At 71.0% G+C, this 24055-nt stretch carries 22 protein-coding genes and 1 riboswitch; of the genes, 10 read left to right on the forward strand and 12 right to left on the reverse strand.

The genetic code is table 11. The features are described from left to right. Window positions 1-60 precede the first annotated feature (60 nt). The 3 genes from ABH937_RS32645 to ABH937_RS32655 all read left to right on the forward strand — a co-directional run bounded on the left by ABH937_RS32645 (window position 61) and on the right by ABH937_RS32655 (window position 3808). The gene (locus ABH937_RS32645; RefSeq protein ID WP_370220282.1) at window positions 61-978 is read left to right on the forward strand and encodes a sugar ABC transporter permease; all 918 of its coding nucleotides are present in this window, start codon (window positions 61-63) and stop codon (window positions 976-978) included. A gap of 102 nt (window positions 979-1080) precedes the next feature. Continuing rightward, window positions 1081-2760, forward strand: a complete 1680-nt coding sequence (locus tag ABH937_RS32650) for a glycoside hydrolase family 13 protein (RefSeq protein ID WP_280691919.1) — start codon at window positions 1081-1083, stop codon at window positions 2758-2760. A gap of 1 nt (window position 2761) precedes the next feature. Continuing rightward, window positions 2762-3808, forward strand: a complete 1047-nt coding sequence (locus ABH937_RS32655) for a LacI family DNA-binding transcriptional regulator (protein ID WP_280691920.1) — start codon at window positions 2762-2764, stop codon at window positions 3806-3808. A gap of 48 nt (window positions 3809-3856) precedes the next feature. Here the strand turns inward: ABH937_RS32655 and ABH937_RS32660 are convergent, their stop codons facing one another. The 4 genes from ABH937_RS32660 to amcB are packed head-to-tail and all read right to left on the reverse strand — an operon-like array spanning window position 3857 to window position 6599. Continuing rightward, the gene (locus tag ABH937_RS32660; RefSeq protein WP_280691921.1) at window positions 3857-4546 is read right to left on the reverse strand and encodes a hypothetical protein; all 690 of its coding nucleotides are present in this window, start codon (window positions 4544-4546) and stop codon (window positions 3857-3859) included. Continuing rightward, the gene (locus ABH937_RS32665) at window positions 4543-5235 is read right to left on the reverse strand and encodes a pentapeptide repeat-containing protein (protein ID WP_370220283.1); all 693 of its coding nucleotides are present in this window, start codon (window positions 5233-5235) and stop codon (window positions 4543-4545) included. The genes ABH937_RS32660 and ABH937_RS32665 overlap by 4 nt, the downstream gene beginning before the upstream one ends. A gap of 60 nt (window positions 5236-5295) precedes the next feature. Beyond that, entirely contained in the window at window positions 5296-5472 is a 177-nt protein-coding gene (amcA, locus tag ABH937_RS32670; RefSeq protein ID WP_370220284.1) for a multiple cyclophane-containing RiPP AmcA, read from the reverse strand. After that, a complete protein-coding gene (gene amcB, locus ABH937_RS32675) occupies window positions 5469-6599 on the reverse strand; it encodes a cyclophane-forming radical SAM peptide maturase AmcB (RefSeq protein WP_370220286.1) in 1131 nt (376 codons plus the stop codon). Before amcB ends, amcA begins: the two co-directional genes overlap by 4 nt. Window positions 6600-6813: 214 nt before the next feature. Between amcB and ABH937_RS32680 the strand changes: the two genes are divergently transcribed. Further along, window positions 6814-8127, forward strand: coding sequence for a helix-turn-helix transcriptional regulator (locus ABH937_RS32680; RefSeq protein ID WP_370220287.1), 1314 nt, complete (start codon window positions 6814-6816; stop codon window positions 8125-8127). 155 nt (window positions 8128-8282) lie between these two features. Here ABH937_RS32680 and ABH937_RS32685 read toward each other — a convergent pair whose 3' ends face one another. Further along, window positions 8283-9449 carry a transglycosylase family protein gene (locus ABH937_RS32685; protein WP_370220288.1) on the reverse strand — a complete coding sequence of 389 codons (1167 nt, stop codon included), beginning with the start codon at window positions 9447-9449 and terminating at the stop codon, window positions 8283-8285. Between the two features lie 7 nt (window positions 9450-9456). Further along, window positions 9457-9620, reverse strand: a riboswitch (cyclic di-AMP (ydaO/yuaA leader). Window positions 9621-10346: 726 nt separating this feature from the next. After that, window positions 10347-11324, reverse strand: coding sequence for a hypothetical protein (locus ABH937_RS32690; RefSeq protein ID WP_370220289.1), 978 nt, complete (start codon window positions 11322-11324; stop codon window positions 10347-10349). A 488-nt stretch (window positions 11325-11812) separates the two neighbouring features. Here ABH937_RS32690 and ABH937_RS32695 point away from each other — a divergent pair, with 488 nt between their 5' ends. Then, the gene (locus ABH937_RS32695) at window positions 11813-12049 is read left to right on the forward strand and encodes a DUF397 domain-containing protein (RefSeq protein WP_280691927.1); all 237 of its coding nucleotides are present in this window, start codon (window positions 11813-11815) and stop codon (window positions 12047-12049) included. Window positions 12050-12290: 241 nt separating this feature from the next. Here the strand turns inward: ABH937_RS32695 and ABH937_RS32700 are convergent, their stop codons facing one another. Continuing rightward, a complete protein-coding gene (locus ABH937_RS32700; RefSeq protein WP_280691928.1) occupies window positions 12291-12905 on the reverse strand; it encodes an ATP-binding protein in 615 nt (204 codons plus the stop codon). A gap of 368 nt (window positions 12906-13273) precedes the next feature. On the opposite strand from ABH937_RS32700, the gene ABH937_RS32705 reads away from it, so the two are divergent. Continuing rightward, on the forward strand, window positions 13274-14140 hold the full coding sequence (locus ABH937_RS32705) for a helix-turn-helix transcriptional regulator (RefSeq protein ID WP_280691929.1): 867 nt from the start codon (window positions 13274-13276) through the stop codon (window positions 14138-14140). A gap of 56 nt (window positions 14141-14196) precedes the next feature. Here the strand turns inward: ABH937_RS32705 and ABH937_RS32710 are convergent, their stop codons facing one another. Beyond that, window positions 14197-14847: a TetR/AcrR family transcriptional regulator gene (locus ABH937_RS32710; protein ID WP_370220291.1), complete on the reverse strand. Its 651-nt coding sequence runs from the start codon at window positions 14845-14847 to the stop codon at window positions 14197-14199. 213 nt (window positions 14848-15060) lie between these two features. Further along, on the reverse strand, window positions 15061-16605 hold the full coding sequence (locus ABH937_RS32715; RefSeq protein ID WP_370220292.1) for an MFS transporter: 1545 nt from the start codon (window positions 16603-16605) through the stop codon (window positions 15061-15063). An 87-nt stretch (window positions 16606-16692) separates the two neighbouring features. Here ABH937_RS32715 and ABH937_RS32720 point away from each other — a divergent pair, with 87 nt between their 5' ends. Then, window positions 16693-17115 (forward strand): MarR family winged helix-turn-helix transcriptional regulator, encoded by a 423-nt coding sequence (locus tag ABH937_RS32720; RefSeq protein WP_370220293.1) that lies wholly within the window; start codon window positions 16693-16695, stop codon window positions 17113-17115. Window positions 17116-17161: 46 nt separating this feature from the next. Here ABH937_RS32720 and ABH937_RS32725 read toward each other — a convergent pair whose 3' ends face one another. Further along, window positions 17162-18124 carry a M56 family metallopeptidase gene (locus tag ABH937_RS32725; protein WP_370220294.1) on the reverse strand — a complete coding sequence of 321 codons (963 nt, stop codon included), beginning with the start codon at window positions 18122-18124 and terminating at the stop codon, window positions 17162-17164. A 137-nt stretch (window positions 18125-18261) separates the two neighbouring features. Further along, window positions 18262-18882, reverse strand: a complete 621-nt coding sequence (locus ABH937_RS32730) for a DUF5134 domain-containing protein (RefSeq protein ID WP_280691934.1) — start codon at window positions 18880-18882, stop codon at window positions 18262-18264. A 374-nt stretch (window positions 18883-19256) separates the two neighbouring features. On the opposite strand from ABH937_RS32730, the gene ABH937_RS32735 reads away from it, so the two are divergent. Genes ABH937_RS32735 through ABH937_RS32745 form a run of 3 tightly spaced genes read left to right on the forward strand, consistent with a single transcriptional unit; the run spans window position 19257 to window position 22545 of the window. Next, window positions 19257-20654: a DUF6421 family protein gene (locus tag ABH937_RS32735; RefSeq protein WP_280691935.1), complete on the forward strand. Its 1398-nt coding sequence runs from the start codon at window positions 19257-19259 to the stop codon at window positions 20652-20654. Further along, on the forward strand, window positions 20651-21439 hold the full coding sequence (locus ABH937_RS32740; protein ID WP_280691936.1) for an SDR family NAD(P)-dependent oxidoreductase: 789 nt from the start codon (window positions 20651-20653) through the stop codon (window positions 21437-21439). Before ABH937_RS32735 ends, ABH937_RS32740 begins: the two co-directional genes overlap by 4 nt. Further along, window positions 21436-22545 carry a low specificity L-threonine aldolase gene (locus tag ABH937_RS32745; protein WP_370220295.1) on the forward strand — a complete coding sequence of 370 codons (1110 nt, stop codon included), beginning with the start codon at window positions 21436-21438 and terminating at the stop codon, window positions 22543-22545. Before ABH937_RS32740 ends, ABH937_RS32745 begins: the two co-directional genes overlap by 4 nt. A 106-nt stretch (window positions 22546-22651) precedes the next feature. Here ABH937_RS32745 and ABH937_RS32750 read toward each other — a convergent pair whose 3' ends face one another. Further along, window positions 22652-23791, reverse strand: a complete 1140-nt coding sequence (locus ABH937_RS32750) for an alpha/beta hydrolase (protein WP_370220296.1) — start codon at window positions 23789-23791, stop codon at window positions 22652-22654. Window positions 23792-24055 lie beyond the last annotated feature (264 nt).

Consider the following 24055-nt stretch of genomic DNA (forward strand, 5'->3'; position numbering starts at 1 on the left):
CCGCCACGAGACCACGCGACCACGCAGCCCGCGCAGGACCGCAGGAACGGAAGGACCCAGATGACCAGCACCACCGACCTCGCCACCGCCGCACCGGCCGCCCGCCCGGAGCCCGCCCGGACGACCGGCACCACCCGGGTCCGCCGGCGCGGCGAGCGCAGCCGCACCGCCTCCGTGCTCACCCACGGCGTGCTGGTGCTGGCCGCCTTCGTCGCCGTCTTCCCGGTGCTCTGGCTGGCGTACATCGCGCTCGGCCCGGACGAGACCGACTACCTCAAGCCCGGCGGCATCCTGCACAAGGCGAGCTTCGCCAACTTCTCCGAGGTCCTGAACCACACCGACTTCCTCACCTGGTTCGGCAACTCGCTGCTGGTGGCCGGTGGCACCTGCGTGCTGGGCGTGATGATCGCCGCCAGCACCGGCTACGCGGTCTCCCGGATGCGCTTCCCCGGGCTGCGCCCCCTGATGTGGTCGCTGCTGGTGACCCAGATGTTCCCGATCGCCGTGCTGATCGTGCCGATGTACTACATCCTGGCCGGCCTCAACCTGCTGGACAGCTACGGCGGCCTGATCCTGGTCTACGCCGGCACCGTCGTGCCGTACTGCGCCTGGCTGCTGAAGGGCTACTTCGACACCATCCCGGTGGAGATCGACGAGGCCGGGCGGGTGGACGGGCTCAGCCCGTTCGGCACCTTCTGGCGGCTGATCCTGCCGCTGGCCCGCCCGGGCCTGGCGGTGGCCGCCTTCTACACCTTCCTGACCTGCTGGGCCGAGGTGCCGTTCGCCTCCACCTTCATGCTCAGCTCCGACAAGTACACCCTGGCGGTCGGCCTGACCACCTTCGTCAGCCAGCACGACAGCCAGTGGAACCTGATGGCCGCCACCGCGGTGCTGATCGCGATCCCCGCCTCGGCCTTCTTCTACCTGGTCCAGCGGCACCTGGTCGCCGGCCTGACCGCAGGTGCCGCGAAGTCCTGACGGACACTCAACTCATATCAGTATTCTGCCTGTTACGCGTGCACTGAGCGCCCCTTCGCGCGAGTTGTCGGCACGCCACCTAGTCCTCGAGGGATCCGCCTGATGACCCAGAACCTGGCCGACACCACCCGGCTGACCGCCTCCGCCGCCACCCCTGCCGGCGAGCCCAGAGGCTGGTGGCGGGACGCGGTCATCTACCAGGTGTATCCGCGCAGTTTCGCGGACGCCAACGGCGACGGCATGGGTGACCTGCCCGGCGTCCGCAGCCGGCTGCCCTACCTGCGCGAGCTGGGCGTGGACGCGGTCTGGCTCTCCCCGTTCTACGCCTCCCCGCAGGCCGACGCCGGCTACGACGTGGCCGACTACCGCGCGGTGGACCCGATGTTCGGCAGCCTGCTGGACGCCGACGGCCTGATCCGCGACGCCCACGCGCTGGGCCTGCGGATCATCGTGGACCTGGTCCCCAACCACTCCTCCGACCAGCACGAGTGGTTCCAGCGCGCGCTGCGCGAGGGCCCCGGCTCCGCGCTGCGCGAGCGCTACCACTTCCGCCCCGGAAAGGGCGAGACCGGCGAACTGCCGCCCAACGACTGGGAGTCCATCTTCGGCGGCCCGGCCTGGACCCGCACCGCCGACCCCGACGGCACCCCGGGCGACTGGTACCTGCACCTGTTCGCCCCCGAGCAGCCCGACTTCAACTGGGACAGCCCCGCCGTCGCCGACGAGTTCCGCTCGATCCTGCGCTTCTGGCTGGACATGGGCGTCGACGGCTTCCGGGTCGACGTCGCGCACGGCCTGGTGAAGGCCCCCGGCCTGCCCGACCTCGGCACCCACGACCAGCTCAAGCTGCTCGGCAACGACGTGATGCCGTTCTTCGACCAGGACGGCGTGCACGAGATCTACCGCGCCTGGCGCAAGATCCTCGACGAGTACCCCGGCGAGCGGATCGCGGTCGCCGAGGCCTGGACCCCCACCGTCGAGCGCACCGCCAACTACGTGCGACCCGACGAGCTGCACCAGGCCTTCAACTTCCAGTACCTGGGCACCGCCTGGGACGCCGCCGAGCTGCGCGCCGTGATCGACTCCTCGCTCGCCGCGATGCGCCCGGTCGACGCCCCCGCCACCTGGGTGCTCTCCAACCACGACGTCACCCGGCACGCCACCCGCTTCGCCAACCCGCCCGGCGGCACCCAGCTGCGCGAGCGCGGCGACCGCGAACTCGGCCTGCGCCGGGCCCGCGCCGCCACCCTGCTGATGCTCGCGCTGCCCGGCTCCGCCTACCTGTACCAGGGCGAGGAGCTCGGCCTGCCGGACGTCACCGACCTGCCCGACGAGGTCCGCCAGGACCCCTCGTTCTTCCGCGCCGACGGCCAGGACGGCTTCCGCGACGGCTGCCGGGTCCCGCTCCCGTGGTCCGGCAGCACCGCCCCCTACGGTTTCGGCCCGACCACCGGCGGCCCCAGCTGGCTGCCGCAGCCCGCCGAGTGGGCCGAGTTGAGCGTCGAGGCGCAGACCGGCGACCCGACCTCCACCCTGGAGCTCTACCGCAGCGCGCTGGCCGTGCGCCGCGAGCGCCCCGAACTCGGCGCCGGCCGCGAGGTGGAGTGGCTGCCGTCCGCCCCGGGCGTGCTCGCCTTCCGCCGCGGCTCGTTCGTCTGCCTGGCCAACACCACCCGGCAGCCGGTGGCGTACCCGACCGCCGGCCGACTGCTGCTCAGCTCCGGCGAGGGCGTCGAGCCGGGACTGCTGGCGCCGGACAGCACCAGCTGGTGGGCGGTCTGACATGGTTGCAATAGGCTCTGGGATCGTGACTACGGCGCGACTCTCGGACATCGCGGCGCAGGCGGGGGTCAGCGAGGCCACCGTCAGCCGCGTCCTCAACGGCAAGGCGGGCGTCTCCGCCGCCACCCGGCAGACCGTGCTGGCCGCGCTCGACGTGCTCGGCTACGAGCGGCCCACCCGGCTGCGCCAGCGCAGCGCCGGGCTGATCGGGCTGATCACGCCGGAGCTCGGCAACCCGATCTTCCCCGCGCTGGCCCAGGTGATCGAGCAGGTGCTGAGCCGGCACGGCTACACGCCGGTGCTCTGCACCCAGACCCCGGGCGGGTCCACCGAGGACGAACTGGTCGAGCTGCTGGTCGAGCGGGGCGTGGCGGGCATCGTCTTCGTCTCCGGCCTGCACGCCGACTCCACCGCCGACCACGACCGGTACGCCAAGCTGACCGGCCGCCAGGTGCCGTTCGTGCTGATCAACGGCTACAGCGAGAAGATCACCGCGCCGTTCATCTCGCCCGACGACCGGGCCGCGATGGCGATGGCCGTCCAGCACCTGACCGAACTCGGCCACCAGCGGATCGGCCTGGCGGTCGGTCAGCGCCGGTACGTGCCGGTGCTCCGCAAGATCGAGGGCTTCACCGCCGCGCTGCGCTCGGTCCTCGGCTACACCGCCGAGCAGGCCGACGAACTGGTGCACCACACCCTGTTCACCGTCGAGGGCGGCCACGCGGCCGCCGGCGCGCTGCTGGACCGGGGCTGCACCGCGATCGTCTGCGGCAGCGACCTGATGGCCCTCGGCGCGATCCGCGCGGTGCGCCAGCGCGGGCTGAGCGTGCCCGGTGACGTCTCGGTGGTCGGCTTCGACGACTCACCCCTGATGGCCTTCACCGACCCCCCGCTCACCACCATCCGCCAGCCCGTCGAGGCGATGGCCACGGCGGCGGTGGACGCACTCCTGGAGGAGGTCGGCGGCGAGCCGGCCCAGCGCGGCGAGTTCATGTTCCAGCCCGAACTGGTGGTCCGGGGCTCCACGGGGGCCGGCCCGCAGCGCTGATGGCGGCGTGCCGGTGCCCGGCAGCGGGGGACTTCGGCGAGTGCGGGGCTACCGGTGGAGCAATGGTCGCCCGAACGTGCCACGCGGCCAGCGGCCCAGCCAGAACGCCGCGGTGGAGTGCTGCTGGCCGTCGGTCGATCCGTCGTGTGGCAGGTACTCGGTAGGCGCGACGTAACCCTCACCGGGCTCGAGCCGGATGCGCAGGCACCGCAGGGGGCGTCCGGCGGCGACGTAGGCGCGAAGGTCGTCCGTGTGCGGGTACCGAGTCGCGTAGTCCTGGTGGACCGCGCGGCAGATCGCCTGAATGTCGGTGTCGCCGAGCAGGAGGTACCGGCTGCCGGGACCGAGGTTGATGCACAACCGTCGCCGGCCGGTGTGCTTGGCGGCGTAGGTGAGCTTGTCCCAGTTGTCGAGGTGCAGTCCGATGCGCCGGCCGTCGCGGTAGTTGGGAGTGGTGGTGAGAGCCTTCGCGGGGCTTTCGGTGGTGCCGAGCTGGGTGACGTCCAGGCGGTCAAGCTGGGCACGGTCGATCTTCTCGACCAGCTCCACCAGGACAGAGTCCGGGGTCTCCTCCGTCGATGTGACGTGTGCTCCTGTCCCGAGGGTGACGGGGCGCCAGGGACCCAATGGCAGGACCGCGCCGTCCTCGTACTCAGGATCCCCGTGCGCCGTCCGGACGTCGGCGACCTGGCAGCGTTCGCGGAGGGCATCGAAGCCGAGGGCGATCCTCAGGCTCACCAGTTACTCCGTCCGTTGTCCAGGTCTTCGTCGTAGATGACCTCCAGCTCCGCGGTGAGGGCCTGGGCGAGATCGGCCTGCTGGGAGTGGTTGATGATGACCTTTGCCAGGTTGGCGACCCCGCGCACGGTGGTCAGCTCGTTGCCGCGCAGGTCCGTCTCCTTGTAGGTGCCGCGGCCGAACTCCGTCAGTCGCAGCGTGCAGTCGTCGAAGACGACCTTGGCGAGGTCGCAGCCGTTGAACGACGCCTCGGTGAGGGCGGTCTTCGAGAAGGCGACAGGGCCGGCGGCACGGACCTGCTCGAAGGTGGCGTAGTCGAGCTTGCAGTTCTCGAAGAGGACGCTGTCGAGGTTCACCCTGGTGAGGTTGGCGCCCATGATCTTGCAGTCGCGGAAGACGACGCGGGACAGTTTGCTGTCGCTCCAGTCGGCAGAGCCGAAGTCGCAGCTGTCGAACTCCACCGAGTCGACCCGGACGTCATCCAGACGCACGCGGGTCGCGTGAAGGTGGGTGACGCGGCCGGTGATGAGGCGGGCCCGGGCGAGGTCGAGGTCGCGGAGGTCGGCGTCGGCGTACCGGAACTCCTGGACGGAGCCTCGTCCGCTCTCCAGCGTGGTGACGTTGGTGAGGTAGCCGTCGGCGAGGTTGGGCAGGGTGACGCTGACGCGGCCGAAGGTGCGGCTGTCCATGGTGTCTCGCTCTCGAAAGCGGGCCCGGCCCGCCAATTCATCCACGGGCCTGCGACAGGTCTACTTGCTGCTCTTGTTCCAGTTGTCCCAGGTCGGCCGGTTGTCGAACGACGACGACGTGTTGTCCCACGTGGGCCGGTTGTCGAACTTGCCCACCGCGGGCTCGACCTCCAGGACGCCCACGAGATCGGTGATCACGCTGGCCTGGGCGGTTTCCAGTAGTTCGAGGAGGGTCATGCGGCTTGCTCCTTGCGGACGGTATCGGACAGAGCGATGAGAAGGGCCTGCTTCGACACGCGGCAGTGGTTCGTTTCGGTGCTGTCGAAGCAGCCGTTCTCGAAGAAGCGATTGCCGGCCTGCGCGCCCCGGCAGAATCCGAAGAACTCGCAGGTGGCCTCGCAGTTGTCGAGGCCGGTCAGGAACTCGTCCACGTAGCGCAGCCGGTGCGCGTCCGTCAGCATGGCGCCGATGGACCGCTCCAGGACGTTTCCGGCGCGGAAGTCCTGGTACCCGGGGGCGGTGACGCCCGCCAGCTCGGGGGAGAGGAGGACCACCTCCCCGGCGGAGGAGACAGCGGGTATCGGGTCGATCAGCACGTCCCGCCAACCGTTCCCGGCCCGGAGCGCACGCAGGTAGCCGCCCAGCCGGTCCACTTCCCGGACCCTCAGCTCTGGGTGCGCGCGGGTCCAGGTGATGGTCCGGCGCCAGAATTCGACGGCTTCTTCGAGCACGGGGGTCTGCCTGGTGGTGCTGGCACCCTCGGACTCCTCGATGTTGAAGCCGACCGTGTGGCAGCCGAGTTCGGCGAAGAAGTCCAGCAGCTCCTCCGGCCGGCTGATGCCGTCCGCGGTGACGACCGCGATCACCGAGAAGCCGATGCCGGCGTCACGCAGGCGACGGATACCCCGTATGCTCCGGCTGAACGCGGGCTTCCCGGTGCGATCGACCCGATCGCAGTTGAGCGCGGCGGGGCCGTCGACGCTCACCCCGATCCGGAACTCCCGGTCGGCGAAGAAGTCGCACCAGGCGTCCGTGACCAGCGTGGCGTTCGTCTGCACGTAATGGTGCAGCGCTCCGGTCCGCCTCAGCTCCTCGAACGGCTCGACCAGTTCGACGAAGCGGCGGACCCCGAGGGCCATCGGCTCCCCGGCGTGCCAGACGATCTCCAGCGGCGACGACGGGTCGGCGAACTCGGAGACCGAGCGGGCTACCGCCTCGGCGACGGCGAGCGGCATGGGCGACCGCCGCTCCTTGTCCGGGAGGTAGCAGTACCGGCAGGCCAGGTTGCAGAAGCCGTCGGGCTGGACGACAACTGTTCGCGGCCGAGACGCGATGCGGCGGTGGTAGCGGATGGTGTGTGCCATGGAACCCTCCGTCAATAGGTAACGTGGGCCGAGGCCGGTGACCGCAGCTCGCCGTTTCATGAGCGGACTCCTTCCGCTTCGTGCGGGAACTTGTCGACGCATGATGAGTACAGCCCAACTGCTCGTAGTCGGACAGGCGTTGCCTGTCGTCCCGGTGTAGTCCCGCTCTCGCGCGCAGTAAGCTGCCGGTCACTGTGGATGATGGGATTGGCCCGTGGACGATCCGATCCGGCACCCCCTCACATACGTGCGTGTCCAGCGCGAGCTGACGTTGGAAGACCTGGCGCGGCTGTGCCGCCAGGCCGCCGCCAAGCGTGGGCTCCGCTCGGGGATCGATCGACAGCGAGTCTGGAAGTGGGAGAACTACCAGGCTGGGCCGAGCTCGGAGTCTGAACTGCTGCTCGCCGATGCCCTGGACGTCCCGGTCGAGGACGTCGAGATGTTCGGCTGGCCGGACTGGCTGCCCGGGCACGATGTCCCGTTGCCGCTGGGTTCCGCGTATACCGTTCAAACACTTCGAGAGGCCCAGAGAACCGCGATGGACCGTCGTAACTTCATGACCTTCAGCGCCATCTCGCTGGCTGGCCTCGCAGCCCAGTGGGCGCTGGTCGAACCGGACCACCTCACCACCGCCTTGGGCGGTAGGAGCGTCGATGGCGAGCTGGTCGACTGGCTGGAGTCCACCAGTACGCGACTGACGACGCTTCCGACCGAGCAACGCCAGCACACCGCGAAACTGATGGATGCTCACCTCGCCACGGTCACCAACCTGATTGCCGACGGCCGCTACAGTGAGCGCACCGGCAAGCGACTGCACCTTCTCGCCGCATCCCTGGCGACCACCTGCGGCTGGCATCGCTTCGACCAGGGTCACCACTCAGCCGCAGGCCGCCTGTGGTCGGCGTCCCTGCACAGCGCACACGCTGCCGGCGACCGCGATTTCGGAGCCGGCGTCCTGTCCGACTTCGCCTACCAGTCCAACTGGCTCGGCCGGCCGAACATCTCCGTGGACCTCCTCGGCAACGCGCTCTCCCGCACCGAGCACCCTACGGCCCGCTCCCTGCTCCTCCTGCGCAGGGCCAGGGCTCATGCCGCGCTTGGCGAGCGCTCGGACTGCTACCGCGACCTGTCCGCCGCCGAGACCGAGCTGTCGACCACAGCCGCCGACCCCGCCCCCAGCTGGTGTGTGTGGATGAGCCCCGCAGACCTCACCGTCGACTCCGGCCAGTGCATGCTCGACCTTGGCCGATCTGACCTCGCCAAGGCCCGGATCACCGAGGGCATGTCGCTGCTGCCCCGCTCCCGGGACAAGACGCGCGGGATCTTCCTGACCTACGAGGCACGGAGCCATCTTCAGTCCGGCGAGGTCGAGCGTGCCCTCGCCGTCACCAACGAATCCCTTGATCTCGCCACCCGCATCGGTGCCGAGCGGTGTGTGACCTTGGTCCGCGAACTCGCACCGGCCTTCAGGCGCTACCAGCAGGTCGAGGGCGTCCCGGAGTTCTTGGAACGTCTCCGCGTCAGCTGATCGATCAGCGGGGGACCTCGGCATGCCCGAGCACGGCCGAAGGCCGCCTCCCTTCGGGGAGGCGGCCTTCAGGCTGCCCTGCGGTTGCGATCGGAGAGTGCCGATCGGCACGTGCCCGTCAGGACGCGTTCTTCACCACGCGTCCGTCAGGTCGTTCAGACCCGGCCGGCGAAGTCCGGGGCGTAGTTGCTGATGGTCTCGTACTTCACGCCCGCGCTCGGGTTGGCGGCCTCGACGAACTGGCCGTTGCCCACGTAGATGGCGACGTGGTAGACGCCCGAGTCCTGGCCGTTGTTCGACCAGAACAGCAGGTCGCCCGGCTGCAGGCTGTTCATCGACACCGGGGTGCTGGCGGCGGCCTGGTCGGCGGCGACGCGGGGGATGGAGATCCCGGCCTTCGCCATCGCGGCCTGGGTCAGGCCGGAGCAGTCCCAGCCGCCGTTGCCGGTGCCGCCGTAGATGTAGGCCTGGCCGACCTGGGACTCGGCGAAGCTGATCGCGGCGGCCATCGAGCCGGTCGCGGCCGGCGCGCTGGTGGCGGCGGTGGTCTGGGCGGTGACCGCCGGGGCCGGGGCGGGCGCCGGGGTGCTGGCGGGGGCCTGGGTGGCCGGGGCGGCCTGGGTGCCGAGCGACAGGTGCTCGCCCGGGTACAGGAGGTCCGGACCCTGGGTCAGGACCGACTTGTTGAGGTCGTAGAGCTTCTGCCAGCCACCGTCCACGTGGTGGGTGTTGGCGATGGTGGAGAGCCAGTCACCGGCCTTCACGGTGTAGCTCTGGTCGCCCTGGGAGTGGTTCCAGTGGCCCCAGTTGCCGTGGTCCGAGCCGCCCTGGTGCGAGCCGCTGCTCTGCGCCGGGGCGCTCGGGGCGGGGGTGCTGGGGGCCGGGGCGCTGGTGGTGGCCGCGGAGGAGCTGGTCGAGCCGCCGGGGTTGATGGCCGGGGCGGGGCCGCCCGCGGTCAGGCCGGCCTGGATCGAGCAGACGGGCCAGGCGCCGGGGCCCTGGTCGGCCAGCACCTTCTCGGCGACGGCGATCTGCTGGTCCTTGGTGGCCTGGTTGGCCTGGGCCGCGTACTGGGTGCCGCCGTAGGCGGCCCAGGTGGAGGCGCTGAACTGGAGGCCGCCGTAGTAGCCGTTGCCGGTGTTGATGCTCCAGTCGCCGGTGCTCTCGCACTGGGCGACCTTGTCCCAGGTGGAGACCGGCGCCGCGTTGGCGGTGGTGGCGGTGATGCACGGCAGGGTCAGACCGAGGCCGAGCAGACCGGTGGCCGCGATCACCCGACGGGCGTTACGGGACGGACGGGTCGTGCCGGAAGTGGGCAGCATGAAGACGCGATCCTCTCCTACGCCTGCGAGGTGAGCTGTCGGATTCGGGCTGGAGTTGCCCGGCCGCGCGCTGCGCGGCTTCACCCCTAGCCCCGGGCACCTGGTCCGAAGACCGGCGCCGGAGCGGCTTACCTGGTTCCCCCGCTCCTGCCGTGGTTGCGTTTTCGCGCTGCCAGCGCGGCCGGTGGCAGGACTAGGCGTCCGGTTGCGCTGGGTCCGTGTGACCACGAACGGGGAGCACGTTAGACAGAGATAAGTTGAAACCGCAAACAGCTGTGACGGCCGTCACAGGCACTTCACGGGAGCTTCAAGATCGCTCCGGCGGCACAACTGAGGGGGCGTCGGAGGAGTGGTCCGGGCGTGGTGCGCAACTGACGCCTGGGGTTCGGGAGATGGCGCTCCTTCAGGGCGCGCGGTGCTGATGGTCCGTCCGCTTTCCGGGTGTGGAGATCTCTTGGGGATCTTGGAAATTCGTCTTGCGGGAACGGCTCGGGGCAGGACCAAAGTCTCATCCGGCGCAGCGCGGCGTGACTGGCCGACATCAACCGAATGTCCGTTTTGCACCTTCTGTCACTCCGTCAGGTCGCCACCGCGAACCGCCTGCTGCCGCCCCCTCGGGAGTCGCGCCGAGCGCCCCGCACCGCCGCCGGGCCGTCACCTGCCGGTCGCCTGGGCGTTGCCGGGGAGGTGGCCCGTCCGGCCGCGAGCCCGCCCGCCCTTTCCGGGCCGTGAGGGAGGCCTCAGGGGCCGTTCTCGCCGCCCCGGGCCCGGACCCGGCCGCCCCGGTGCCGTGGCCGGACATGCCGCCGGCCCTGCCCCCAGCGCTCGCGCCGGGGGCAGGGCCAGGGCCTTGTCCGCTATCTGGTGTTGTCTCGTGCTGACTCGCCGTCTAGCGGGTCACTCGCCCGCAGCGGCCTGGTCGTCCGGGGCCTCCTCGACGGGAGCCTCCTCGACCGCCGGGACCGGCAGCGCGGCCAGGTACGCCGAGGCGACCAGCTGACCGATCGTCGGGTAGGCGCCCAGCACGGCCGCGCTCTCGCAACCGGTCTCCGCGGCGGCGGCGAGCAGCAACTGCTCGTCGGCCTCCGGGCCGATCACCAGCGGGGCCAGCGCCGGCCGCTGCGAGCCGGTGGCCCGCAGGTGGTCGACCGCGTCGGCCACCGAGCCCGGCACGTCCAGCGCGGCGGAGACCACCGGCACCGCCAGGCGGGCGGCGAGCAGCACGCCGGTGATGCCGGCGGCGTCGGCGGCGGCCTGGCCGCCGGTGGTGATCAGCACCACGCCGTCGGCGGCGGTGGTGATGGCGAAGAGCCGGGCGCGGTCGGCGCGGGCCAGGCCGGCCTCGGAGAGGCGCACGTGCACGGCCTCCGCCAGCAGCGGGTGCGGGCCGAGCGCGTCGGTCAGCAGGGCGCCGGTCTCGGTGGCCAGCGCGTGCAGGTCCATCAGGTAGTCGTGCGGGCCGGGCAGTAGCGGCACCAGCACCGGCGCGGGTCGTCCGGCCGCCAGCGCCCAGGAGATCAGCTCCTCGACCGTCGCGGTCGGCCGGGTCGTCGGCGCCGCCGCCCCCTGCTCATCGGCGCCCGGCTCCCGCAGATCCGGGGCCGGCTCGCTGTCGGTCGGGTCCTGCTCCGCCGCCGGGGCGGTGCGCAGCCAGCCGGCCGCCACCTCGATGCCCGGCTGCTCGAAGCGGATCATCGAGACCAGTTCGTCCACCAGCGCCACCGCGGCCGGGCCGGCCTCGGCCGGGACGGCGAGCACGAGCGCCGGCGCGCCGATCGGCACCTCGGGCCTTTCGGGCCGACGGTGGCGCCCCCGCGCGCGGGAGCCTGGCGTGCGGACGGGCAGTGGTGCGCCCGGGATGGCTGCAGTGCTCATGCCGGAGATCGTAGGACATGCGCGCCATCGCCCCGCATCCGGCCAGGCACTCCAACACGTCCTGGTGGGAGAGCGGATTCGACACCGGCGGGCCCCCAATCCGGACAAGTCGCGTGAAAACCCTCAGCCCTTGGTGCGAATGTGACGGAGTGTGAGGAATTGGCTGCGAAGTTGATCATTTGTGGCGGGTGTCAATGGTCGAACCGGTCAGGCTGGCCGGCCGGTTTGCCGACGCCGGGTTACGGATCATTGAGCGATTTGCCAACAGATGTCCGATTCGGTGGACCTGACAAGGCCTCCAGGGCTCGGTTTGGTCACCTGTCGTACAGGCTTCTGCACGCGCAAAATCACATGCCGATGCACGTGCATTAGCGTTATTATTACGACTAGTAAGGCACCAGCCCTGCCCGTACGAGCCGGAGGCGGCCGGCGGCCGAAGCGGTCGGGCGCCGAGTAGTACGAGCACTCCAGGCTCTTGGGAGATTTCTATGCACCACACGTACAACGGCATGGCGGCTGCGGACCTCGACGGTGTGGTCTGGCAGAAGAGTCGGCACAGCAACTCCAAGGGGAACTGCGTGGAGTTCGCCGCCCTCCCCGACGGTGCGGTCGCGATGCGCAACTCGCGCTTCCCGGACGGTCCGGCGCTCATCTACACGCGTGACGAGATCGAGGCGATGCTGCTCGGTGTCAAGGACGGGGAGTTCGACCACCTGGTGGCCTGAGGGCCCGGCTGGTCCGGTGACACGAAAACACGCCGTCGTGGGGGTCCGTGCCGCGGCGGCGTTCGACGTGTCCGGGCCGGTGCGGTGGCTCGTGCGGTGCCGGCTGTTCAGCGAACGGCATGGGCGGCGTGGCTGGCATGGACGGCGTGGCCGGCACGCCAGGGAACAGCGAAACGCCGCGCACAGGCGCGACTCTCCCGGCCATCGACCGGGAGGTGCCCCGTGGTGCACGGCGTGGTCCCTAGGCGGAGCGGCGGTGGCGTCCGGCCGAGGCGGTCATCGCTGACATCGCGTCAGCGGCCAGACCTGGTACCTCTGCTGACGGTTCGTCGGCCTGGAACAGGGCCCAGACCACCTTCCCGGCCCCGGAGGCCAGCGGGTGCCAGCCCCAGGACTGGCTGAAGGAGTCGACCAGGTGCAGTCCGCGGCCCGACTCGGCGACGAAGTCCGCCTCCCGGGTCACCGGGCCCTCGGTGCTCGGATCGCTGACCGCGCAGACCAGTTGGGAGGCACGGTGGACCAGACTGAGCCGGACCGGCAGCCGGCCTTCCGCCGCCTGTCCCTGCCCCTCGGGCGCGCGGCCGTTGCCCGCCTGCACCGGGAACCCGGCCAGCGCCGAGCTCGGACAGCAGGCCTCCGCCAGGTCGGCGACGGTCGGCTGGCCTATCGCGTGGCGCAGCGCGTTGGTCACCAGCTCCGAGGAGACCAGTGCCACATCGTCGAAGAGATTCTCAAGGCCCCAGCGGAGCAGGGTCGTTCTGGTGAAATCGCGAGCTGTCTTCACCGCGTCGTAGCGGGGCGCGAGGGTACACGTCACAACGTCAGGATCGACGGCCAGGGCCGCACCGGTGCCCATGAAGAGCTCCTCCCATAAGGGGGCGGACACGGCTGGACCCGGCGGGGTCATGCCGGTCACCTCCGACTCGCTCGGCCGCCTGGTCCTCGTCCCGACCAACTGCGCACGGTCGACGACGAAGCCCGCGGGGATCCAAGGGGCGTGCAACTGCACGTGCACCATCGTGCTCTGCGCTCACGGCAGATGCAAGAGTCGATTCACGTGCAGTTGGCCGATTGGCATATGCATGAGCCGGATGCACGTGCAGCGGAACGTGCCGATGGACGTGCTGATGCAAAATTGATAGATCCTTCTGCCACTACACGCACTGTGAGCGGCCAAGTGATGGCAGACTGTGCGCTGTTTCCCGACGCGGAGGTTCCCACGGCATGACCACAGCGCAGCCCGGCGGCGGTTCCATGGTGCGCCGTATCCTCCTGGGCTCCCAGCTGCGCCGACTGCGCGAGAGCCGGAACATCACGCGCGAGGACGCCGGTTACGCGATCCGTGCCTCCGAGTCCAAGATCAGCCGGATGGAACTGGGCCGGGTCAGCTTCAAGGAGCGGGACGTCGCCGACCTGCTCAGCCTCTACGGCGTGACCGACGGCGAGGAGCGCGAATCGCTGCTCGGCCTGGTCCGCGAGGCCAACAAGTCCGGTTGGTGGCACAGCTTCAGCGACGTCCTGCCCGGCTGGTTCCAGACCTACGTCGGCCTGGAGGAGGCCGCCTCGTTGATCCGCACCTACGAGGTGCAGTTCATCCCGGGGCTGCTGCAGTCCGAGGACTACGCCCGCGCGGTCTTCGGGCAGAGCCGTCCGGTGCTCAGCGACGAGGAGATCGAGCGCCTGGTCGGCCTGCGACTGCGCCGCCAGAAGCTGCTGACGGAGGGTCAGGGGCCGCGGCTGTGGGCGGTGATCGACGAGGCGGCGCTGCGCCGTCCGGTCGGCGGGCCGAAGGTGATGCGCGGTCAGCTCCAGTACCTGATCGACGTCGCCGAGCAGCCCAACGTGGTGATCCAGGTGATGCCGTTCCGGTTCGGCGCGCACGCCGGTGAGAGCGGCGCGTTCAGCATCCTGCGCTTTCCGGAACAGGACCTGGCCGACGTGGTCTACCTGGAGCAACTCACCAGCGCGCTCTACCTGGACAAGCGCGACGACGTCGACGCATACGTGCAGGTGATGGAGCGGCTCTGCGTGGACAGCCTGACCCCGGAGCGCACCATCGACCTGCTCGCCTCGATCCTCGCGGAGAGCTGAACTCCGGCCTGCTCCACAAGTTCTGGGGCCGTCCCGGGCGATCGGGGTGGGGGCGGTCAGGGTGCCGTGGGCTCCTGCGGCGCCCAGTGCGGTCGGCTCGGTGCCTGCGGTTGCGGTGGCCGGCCGAGCTCCCAGGGCAGGTCGTAGCGGGCGAACAGGTCGGCCCGGATCGGCGGCAGCGGGGTCTGCGCCCCGGGCAGCAGCAGGCCGATGCAGCCACCCATCAGCGCGCTGCGCAGCACCGCGTGCTCGGCGATCGGATCCCCGGCTCCCCAGTCCGCCAGCACCTCCCGCAGGAGCGCGCCCAGTTGCCGCTGCTCCGGGTCCTGCACGAAGTCGCCGACGTCCGGGTCGAGGATCAGCGCCAGATGCGAGCGCATCACCCGGGGATGGTCCAGCGCGGTGTTCAGCACCGCGTCGATCGCGGTGGCCAGCCGGCACTGCGGCGAGGCGTCGCCGGGCAGCGGGGCGAGCGCGGCGGCCAGTTCCAGGTGCATCAAGCGGTGGGTGGCCGCCTGCATCAAGAGTCGTTTGCCGTCGAAGTAGTACGACACCAGACCGCGGGCCAGCCCTGCCTGCTCGGCGATGTCGGCCAGCGTGGTCGCGGAGTATCCGTGCTGGTCCACGAGTTCCACGGTGGCCCGCATCAGGCGGCGGCGGGAGCGTAGCCGCATCTCCTCGTTGACCGATTCCCCGCGAGGTGCCATCGTGTCAGCTCCGTAGGTTGGTTGACTCCGGGCCAATATACTGCCGGCTCGGGCGTCGCCGACTGCCCGTACCCGAAGCAGCGCCGGGTGCGGGGCGGACGCGGACACTGGTGTCGGTCTCACCAGAACGGGGGACTGGTGAGACCGATGCCCACCGGGCGGCGTCCGCCGCCCGGTGGGCCGGTGAGTCACACGCTGGACCGGGTCGGCCGGTCAGACCTGCTCGGTCGACCTGACCTGCTCCGGCAGTGCCGCATCGGCGCCGAGCCGACCGTAATCGTAGTCCGGCACCGAGTGCCGCGTTCCCGCCCGTCGCCGGTCCAGCAGCGCACCGGTCGCGGTGACCAGCAGGCCCACCAGGGCGACTCCGGTGACCAGCAGCAACCCGGGCCGGTAGCCGTCCAGTTGGGAGCCGGCGCTGGTGCCGCCATGGCTGCCGGCGGTGATCACGGCGGTGGTCACGGCCAGCACCAGCGCGTTGCCGATCTGCATCGCGGTGTTCACCAGGCCGGAGGCCAGCCCCTGCTCCTCGTCGGCCACGCCGTTGGTGGCGGCGATGTTGGCCGAGGGGTAGAAGAGCGCGAAGCCGATGCCGAGCAGCACCATGCTCGGCAGTACCAGGGCGGCGAAGGTGCTGTGGGTGCCCAGCCGCAGGAAGAGCGCGTAGCCGAGCACCATCGCCAGGCCGCCCAGCGGCAGCAGCTTGCCGGTGCCGTAGCGGTCCACGATGGCGCCCATCCTGGTGGCCGACAGGGCGACCAGTGCGCCGGCCGGCAACAGGGCGAAGCCCATCTCCAGGGCCGACCAGCCGAGCACCCGCTGCAGGTAGAGCGCCACGACGAACTGGAAGCCCGCGTAGGAGCCCATCAGCGTGAGGGCCGCCGCGTTGGCCCGCGCCACGCTGCCGTTGCGGAAGATGCCCAGGCGCACCAGCGGGTGCGCGGTGCGCTGCTCGATCAGCAGGAAGGCCGCGCCGAGCAGCAGCACGGCGACCAGCGAGCCGATGGTGCGCAGGCTCGCCCAGCCGGCTGCCTGCGCCTCGGTGACGGTGTAGACCAGCAGCAGCAGTGCGGCGGTGCCGGTGATCGCGCCGGCCACGTCGTAGCCGCCGTCCCGCTGCTCGTGGGCGTGCCGGGGGAGCAGTCGGATCGCGAAGACCAGGGCGATCAGGGCCACCGGCACCGGCATCAGGAAGGTCCAGCGCCAGCCCACCGAGGTGAGCAGGCCGCTGAGCACCAGGCCGAGCGAGTAGCCGCTGGCGCCGCAGGTGGTGAAGATCGACAGCGCCTTGTTGCGGGCGGGACCCTCGGGGAAGGTGGTGGTGATGATCGAGAGCGCGGCGGGTGCGGTGAACGCGGCGCTGGCTCCCTTGAGGAAGCGGGCGGCGATCAGCAGGCCGCCGTTGTCGACCAGGCCGCCGAGCAGTGAGGCGGCGGCGAAGACCGCGAGCGCGATCAGGAAGACCCGGCGCCGGCCCAGCAGGTCGGCCGCCCGGCCGCCGAGCAGCAGCAGCCCGCCGTAGCCGAGCACGTAACCGGAGACCACCCACTGCAGCGCGGACGTGGAGAGCTTGAGGTCGGAGCCGATCGAGGGGAGCGCGACGCCGACCATCGAGACGTCCAGCGCGTCCAGGAAGAGGGCGGCACAGAGCACGATCAGCGCGCCCCAGAGTCGTGGGCTCCAGTGGTGTTCGTCGGACGGTGCGTCAGAAGTCCTTCGGGTGTCAATCGTTGCCGCGTGATGGGGTGCTGAGGTCATGGGCAAGAGATTACATGCACGTGCACTCAATGCAAGTGAATATAGTGTGTACTCATATAGTGCCTGTGCATGTGGTAACCTGTGCGGGTGTCCGTACAAGACCGCGAGTCCTTGTGTCAGGGCGCCGATCCGGCTGCCCTGGTCTCCGCGTGGCGCGATCTGCTGGCCCGCCACGCGGCGACCGCCTGCGCCCTGGACCGTGAGCTGGGTGAGCAGTTCGGGCTCGGCATGAGCGACTTCGAAGTGCTGGAGCGACTGGCCGAGGCTCCCGCGGAGCTGCGGGTCCAGGAGCTCGCCGAGAAGGTGCACCTGAGCCAGAGCGCGCTGTCCCGGCTGATCGGCCGCCTGGAGAAGGCGGGGCTGGTCCAGCGGGCGATGTGCGAGCTGGACCGGCGGGGCATCTACGTCACGCTCTCGGCGGCCGGACACGAGCGCTACGAGGCCGCCCGGCCGCTGCACCGCGAGGTGCTCGCCCGCGTGCTGACGGACCGTCAAGTCGCCTGCGACTGACGGACATCAGCACGCCTCCGTGGTCGGCCGCCCGGCGGGGAACGGCTCAGCGCAGAGCGGTCAGGCCCGGCAGTACGGCGAGCAGCAGCACGGCGACCGGCGCCGCCACCGCCAGGGCCGTCAGGCGCAGCCGGCTGACCACCGGGAGCCGGGGCGCCCCGATCAGCAGCCGGTCCACCCGGCGCGGCGCCTGGGCCAGCTGACCGGGCGCACCCTCTCCCGGGCAGTTCCCGAAGACCCCGCGCCCGGCGTTGAGTTCGACCATCGCGTGGGCCGTGATCAGCCGCCCGTGCCGGCGTGCGGCCCGGTCGTCCGCGGCGAGCTCCACCAACTCGCCCACCTGGTCCCGGAACGCGCTGAACACCCCGACCCCGGGAAAGCCCGCCGCGAGCGCCTGGGCGCACTGCGCCAGCCAGTGGTGCCGGGCCCGGACGTGCCCGCGCTCATGGCTGAGCACGGCCGCCAGCTCGCGGTCGGTGAGTCGGCTGAGCGCGCCGGTGGTGACCACCAGACGGGACTGCGGCCCGGGCAGTGACCAGGCCTCGGGCCGGATGTTCTCCAGCACCACCAGCCGCTCCCTGCGGGCCGGCGAGTGCCCGACACCGGCCGGCAACTCCGGTGCCCGGTCCGACAGTTCGGCATGCCGGTGATCGCGCAGCGCCCGGGCGGCACGGATCTCGCGGGTCAGCGAGAGCGCGGTGCGCAGCCCGCCGAGCGCCAGCAACGCCGCACACAGCCGCCCCCAACCCTCGGCGCCGGCCAGCCCGTAGGCCGCCTCCACACCGTGCGGGGCGCCGGTGAAGAGCAGCGCGCGCACCCCTGACAGCGAGGCCGAGAGGGCCAGCAGCAGGCTCAGCAGGCAGCAGAGCAGCACCGCGATCACCAGGCACTGCCAGACCAGCAGCGCGAGCACCGGTTCCCGCTCGACCCAGCCGGCCCGGGTCAGCAGGAGCGGGCCGGCGGTGGCGAGCAGCGCACCGAGCAGCAGCAGGCCGAGCAGGGCCGTCATGGCAGTGGGTCCCCCCAGGGAAAGGCGTGACCGACCAGGGAAAGGCGTGACCGAACGCTGTGGCTCAATCTAGGCGTTCACCGGACTGCGTGGAACCGCCGCGCCTCGGCAGTGACCAACAACACCACCCGCGGTGTTCAGAGCGCCAGCAGCATCGCGAACATCCCGACCCCCATGGCGAGTCGGCAGGCCTCGGGGAGCGGCCCGGGCGGCCAGCCCGCCGTCGCGACGTCCGGGTGTCCCGGCACGGTGAGCAGGCGACTGCCCGACCAGAGCGTGTAGCAGCCGAAGTAGACAAGCAGCAGCCCGGTCAGTGCGGGCAGCCCCATCGGCATCGCCATCGCCATCCCCGGGTGCGCGGGCCGCGGCGCGCGGCCCATCGCCAGCGCCATGTAGACCATCGCGGCGGCCCCCACCGCGTGGTGCAGGCGGTGGGCCCGGTGCCCGCCGGCCCGCCGTCCGGCGGCGGCGCAGAGCGAAGCCGCGCCCAGCAGTCCGAAGAGCCCGACCCAGAGCGGCGGCGGCAGCCGTCCGCCCAGCGCGATCATCGCCGCCGTGCCCAGCGCCATCGCGGCCTCCGCCGCGTCCGATCCGCGGCCGCCGCGGTGTCCCGCCGCGTCGCCCCGGCCCGCTGCCCCGCCCCGGCCCATCGGGCTCGCCGTGCACCCCGGCGGGCGGCGCAGCCGAAGCAGGCAGAGGCCCCCGGTCGCGGTGGTCAGCAGCGCCAGCAGCCAACTGAGCACAGCCGGTCCGTGCATCGGTGCCCCCTCGTACCCGCGCTGAACGGGGATGGCACCACGATCACCCACCGCGCTGGCCCGACAGCAGGGCGCGTGCGGGGGCGTATAGAGGTGTAGGGGAGTCGAAGGCCGAAATCACGCGCCGGGGGCGGCAAGCTCGGCGCTGCCGGGGCGTCTTGGGCGCGACGGCCGACTGGCCCTCCCCGGTGGCGACGGGGGAGCGCCGCGGGTGAAGGTCGTCCCAGCAAGCTGTCCACATGCTGGGCGCCGGAAGGATTCCGGGCAGCCGTGGCACGGCGTGGAGGATCTCTCATCGATCCCCCCTTGAACAGGAGAACCTTTCGCTTTTATCGTGTCCTTGATTCAATAACTTCTGTCGAAGCGGGTCTCCCATGCAGAATCTTTCGTCGAACCTCGCGGTGGCGGCCGACCTTCCGGCGGCGCCCCTGGCCGAACACCCCGCCTGGCAACGGCTGAAGCAGACCGTCGAGGCGCTGCGTCCGCTGCAGTCGAAGGACGGCTCGATCGACCTCTCCACGGTCCAGCGGCACGCCGTCGACCCGCTGCTCGACACCGTGCTCGGGGCGATCCAGGAACTCGCGCCGCTCTTCCCGCACGACGCCGCCTACCTGGAGGCCGTCCAGGCCGACCTGCGCAAGTGGGCCGAGACCGGCTACCGCGAGCCCGACTTCCTGGACTCGCTGCTCGCCTTCCAGCCCGCCGCCCAGCGCGTCGACGGCCTCGGCCACCTGGTCGTGTTCCCGATGTACACCCAGAACGGCAACCCGGACCGCAACCTGGAGGCCGTCCTCCTCCAGGTGGTCTGGCCCGACTGGCTGGCCGAGCTGGAGCGCACCCGCTTCGACAACCCGATGTTCGTGCCGATCACCTTCACCGACTTCACGGCCGGCTACGACACCAACTCCGCCGTCCTCTTCCCGGAGACCGTCGCGGTCCGCGAGGCCCCCGAGCGCTTCACCTGGGGCGGCATCTTCTGCGACCGCGAGGCCGCCCGGTTCCGCGCCGTCTCCACCTCCGCGGTGGACCTGCTCGGCCTGGAGATCCCCGCCGACGCCACCGAGCTGATCAACGACCAGGCCCGCGCCCAGCAGACCTTCGTCCTCTGGGACCTGGTGCACGACCGCACCCACAGCCACGGCGACCTGCCGTTCGACCCGTTCATGATCAAGCAGCGCAGCCCGTTCTGGATGTACGGCCTGGAGGAGCTGCGCTGTGACCTGACCGCCTTCAAGGAGGCCGTCAAGCTGGAGGCCGAGGGCTACGAGCAGGGCCGCGACGTCCAGTACGCGATCCTCTTCGACCGCCTCTTCCGCTTCCCCGTCACCGGTGGCCGGGTGCGCAACTACGACGGCATGGGCGGCCAGCTGCTCTTCGCCTACCTGCACCAGCACGACGCGCTGCGCTGGCGCGACAACCGGCTCAGCATCGACTGGGACCGGGTCGCCGAGGTGACCAACGCGCTCTGCGCCGAGATCGAGGCGCTCTACCGGGCCGGCATCGACCGCCCGAAGACCGCCCACTGGATCGCCGCCTACGAGCTGGTCTCCCGCTACCTCACCCCGCACCCGGCCTCCACCTGGGCCAAGGGCGCCGCGGCGCTCCCGCTGGACCTGGACGGCAAGGCGCTCAACAAGGCGCTCTGCGACGCCGTCCACCCGGACGAGTTCCCGCTGAGCATGTTCTACGAGGCCCTGGCCAAGAAGCTCTCCTCGGTGATCGCCGCCACCGCGGGCATCACCGGCGCCGGCACCGAGGCGGTCGCCGCATGAGCACCTTCGACTCGACGAACGCCCAGGCCGCCGGTATCGACAACGCCGGGGTCAAGGACAAGGTGATTGCCGTCGCCGGCGCCAGCGGCCCGGCGGGCCAGGCGACCCTGCGCCGGCTCGCCGCCGGCGGCGCCGTGCTGATCGCCGCCGACATCGACCAGCAGCGCCTCGACGCGGTCACGGCCGGTGTGCGCACCGCCGTGCCGGGCGCGCGGATCACCAGCCAGGTGATCGACCTGCTCGACCCGCAGGAGGTGCACGACTGGGCCGACCACCTGGAGTCCGAGTACGGCCAGGTCGACGGCCTGCTCCACCTGGTCGGCGGCTGGCGCGGCAGCAAGACCTTCCACGACTCGCGGATCGACGACTGGGACTTCCTGCACGACCGGGTGGTCCGCACCCTGCAGCACACCTCGCTTGCCTTCCAGCCCGCGCTGCTGCGCAGCACGGCCGGCCGGTACGCGATCATCTCGGCATCCGCCGCACACAAGCCGACCGCCGGCGGCGCGGCCTACGCGGCGGCCAAGGCCGCGGCCGAGGCCTGGACCCTGGCGATGGCCAACTCCTTCGTCAAGGAGACCACCGCCGAGGACGGCGCCCCCACCGCCGCAGCCGTCATCCTGGTGATCAAGGCCCTGCTAACTCCCGAGATGCGGGCCGAGAAGCCGGAGGCCAAGTTCACCGGTTTCACCGCCACCGCCGATCTTGCCGACCAGCTGGCGGCCCTCTGGGACCGCCCCGCAGCAGAACTGAACGGACAGCACCTGTGGTTGACAGCCCGATGACCCCTCGCGATGCCCGCACCGACGCCCGTACCGACGCCCGGGCGACTGATGCACAGCGGCGGCACGACCCCGCCGTCCGAGGGTTCGCCAGCGACAACTACGCCGGCATCCACCCCGAGATCCTCGCCGCGATCGCCCTGGCCAACGACGGCCACCAGATCGCCTACGGCGAGGACCAGTACACCGAGCACCTGCAGTCGGTCTTCAAGAAGCACTTCGGCGAGCAGGCCGAGGCCTACCCCGTCTTCAACGGCACCGGCGCCAACGTGGTCGCGCTGCAGGCCCTGCTGCCCCGCTGGGGCGCGGTGATCGCGGCCCAGAGCGCGCACATCAACGTCGACGAGTGCGGGGCGCCGGAGAAGGTCGCCGGGATCAAGCTGCTCACCGTGCCCTCCCTGGACGGGAAGCTCACCCCCGAGCTGATCGACCAGCAGGCCTGGGGCTGGGACGACGAGCACCGGGCCGCCCCGCTCGCCGTCTCCATCGCCCAGAACACCGAACTCGGCACCCTCTACACCGCCGAGGAGGTCCGGGCGATCTGCGAGCACGCCCACGAGCGCGGCATGCTCGTCCACATGGACGGCTCGCGGCTGGCCAACGCGGCCGCCTCGCTCGGCCGCCCGTTCCGTGAGTTCACCACCGATGCCGGCGTCGACGTGCTCTCCTACGGCGGGACCAAGAACGGCCTGCTGCTCGGCGAGGTCGTGGTGGTGCTGAACCCGGAGAAGGTCCGGAACATCAAGTACCTGCGCAAGATGTCGATGCAGCTCGCCTCGAAGATGCGCTTCGTCTCCGTGCAGTTCGAGGCCCTGCTCACCGGCGACCTCTGGCTGCGCAACGCGGGCCACGCCAACGCGATGGCCAAGCGCCTGGAGGCGGCGGTCAAGGCGATCGAGGGCGTCACCCTGGTCCGCCCGGTGGAGGCCAACGCGGTCTTCGCGATCCTGCCGCGCGAGGTCAGCGAGCGGCTGCAGAAGCGTTACCGCTTCTACTTCTGGAACGAGCACACCGGCGAGGTGCGCTGGATGACCTCGTTCGACACCACGGAGGCGGACATCGACGCTTTCGCGGCGGCGATCGCGGAGGAGCTGGGCCGCGCGGCCTGATCCTGCCGTCGCCACGTCGCCACGTCGCCACGAAGAGCGGCCGGCCCGGGACACCGTCCCCGGCCGGCCGTTCTTCGTTCCCCACTCAGCACTCAGTGCTCAGCACTCAGTCGAGCAGCAGAGGCCAGACCTCCTGTTCGGCAGTGGGCGCCCAGACGATGTCCCCGTGGCCGTAGCCCGGGACCACCCGGTAGTCGACCCGAGCCCCGCCCGCCCGGATCAGCCGGGCCCCGAGGCCGTGGTCGCCCCGGCCCAGCTCGGTGTTCACCCACCTCACGTCAGCGCGGATCGCCGACCAGTCGATCCGGTACACGTCGGTGCGTCCGGCCCACACGGCGGCCAGGTCCCGCAGCAGGGCGGTCGGCTGGACACCGCTGCCGAGCGCGGCGATCGCCCGGCGCCAGACGTCGAGCGGCGTGCGGTCGAGCGTGAAGCGGTCGGCGGCCGCCGTGGCGCCGAACTCGAAGTCGCCGCTGCTGTGGCCGCGGTGGTAGATCCAGTTCGCCGGGCCGGGCAGTCGGTTGGTGTGGGTCAGCGCGTAGTGCAACAGGCCGAGGTTGCCGAAGGTCGCGCCGCCGCCCGGACGGGGGACCGGGCTGCGGCCCTCGGGGTCGGCGGTGGCCCGGGCGAACAGCGCCTTGAGCCCCGGGTCGACGACGTGGAGCCCTTGGGCGAGCTGCTCCTGGAGCGCGGTGGTGAGCACGTCGGCGCGGGCGGCCAGTTCCGGCTCGACCTCCGGGTCATAGGGGCCCGTGGTGTCCAGGACGATGACGCGGCGCGGGTGTGCGTCGGCTTGCGCCGCGGTGTCGAGGGCGAGGGCGGCGCCGGCCGAGTGCCCGAGCAGGTCGTACGGCAGGCCGAGCGCCTCGTCGATGGCGGCGAGTACCGGCTGGACGTCACGCCGGTGGGCGGCCAGGCCCCAGTCGACGCAGAGCGGATCGATGTCCGGCAGCGTCAGCGCGTCCTCGCGGGGCGTGATGCCGATGACGAGGTGCCCGTGATCGGTGAGGAAGCGGGCCAGGCTGCGGCTGTCCCGGGCGGTGCAGTAGCTCGCGGTGACGTTGAGCCCGCCGCCGGGCAGCAGCACGGTCACCCGGTGCGGGGGAGTGGCCGGCGCACCGGCCACCAGGTCGACGACGACGGGCGTCCTGGAGCCCGGCAGGACGAGCCGATGGTGACCGGGATCCCCGCCGACCGCTGCCGGCTCGGCACTCAGAGCGCCGCCCAACTTCTTGACCATGTCCATGGCCATTCCTCCCTCAGGTCGGCCCCCAGAATGCCGGACGAGCCGATTTGCTTGCGACGGGCCGCTACCCGTACAGTTCCGGAGTCGCGCCGAGAGGGGCGGCTGAGTGAGTCGAGAAGATGAACTCCGGTAAATCGGAGTGAAACTGATCTGATAAGCTTTACGAAGTAAGAACGAAGCGCCCGGAGAGCTTGCGAGAGCGGCTTGAAGGAAGTGTCCGTTCCTTGAGAACTCAACAGCGTGCCAAAAGTCAACGCCAGATAT

It is taken from the genome of Kitasatospora sp. GAS1066B (assembly GCF_041262605.1).
Taxonomy (GTDB): Bacteria; Actinomycetota; Actinomycetes; order Streptomycetales; family Streptomycetaceae; genus Kitasatospora.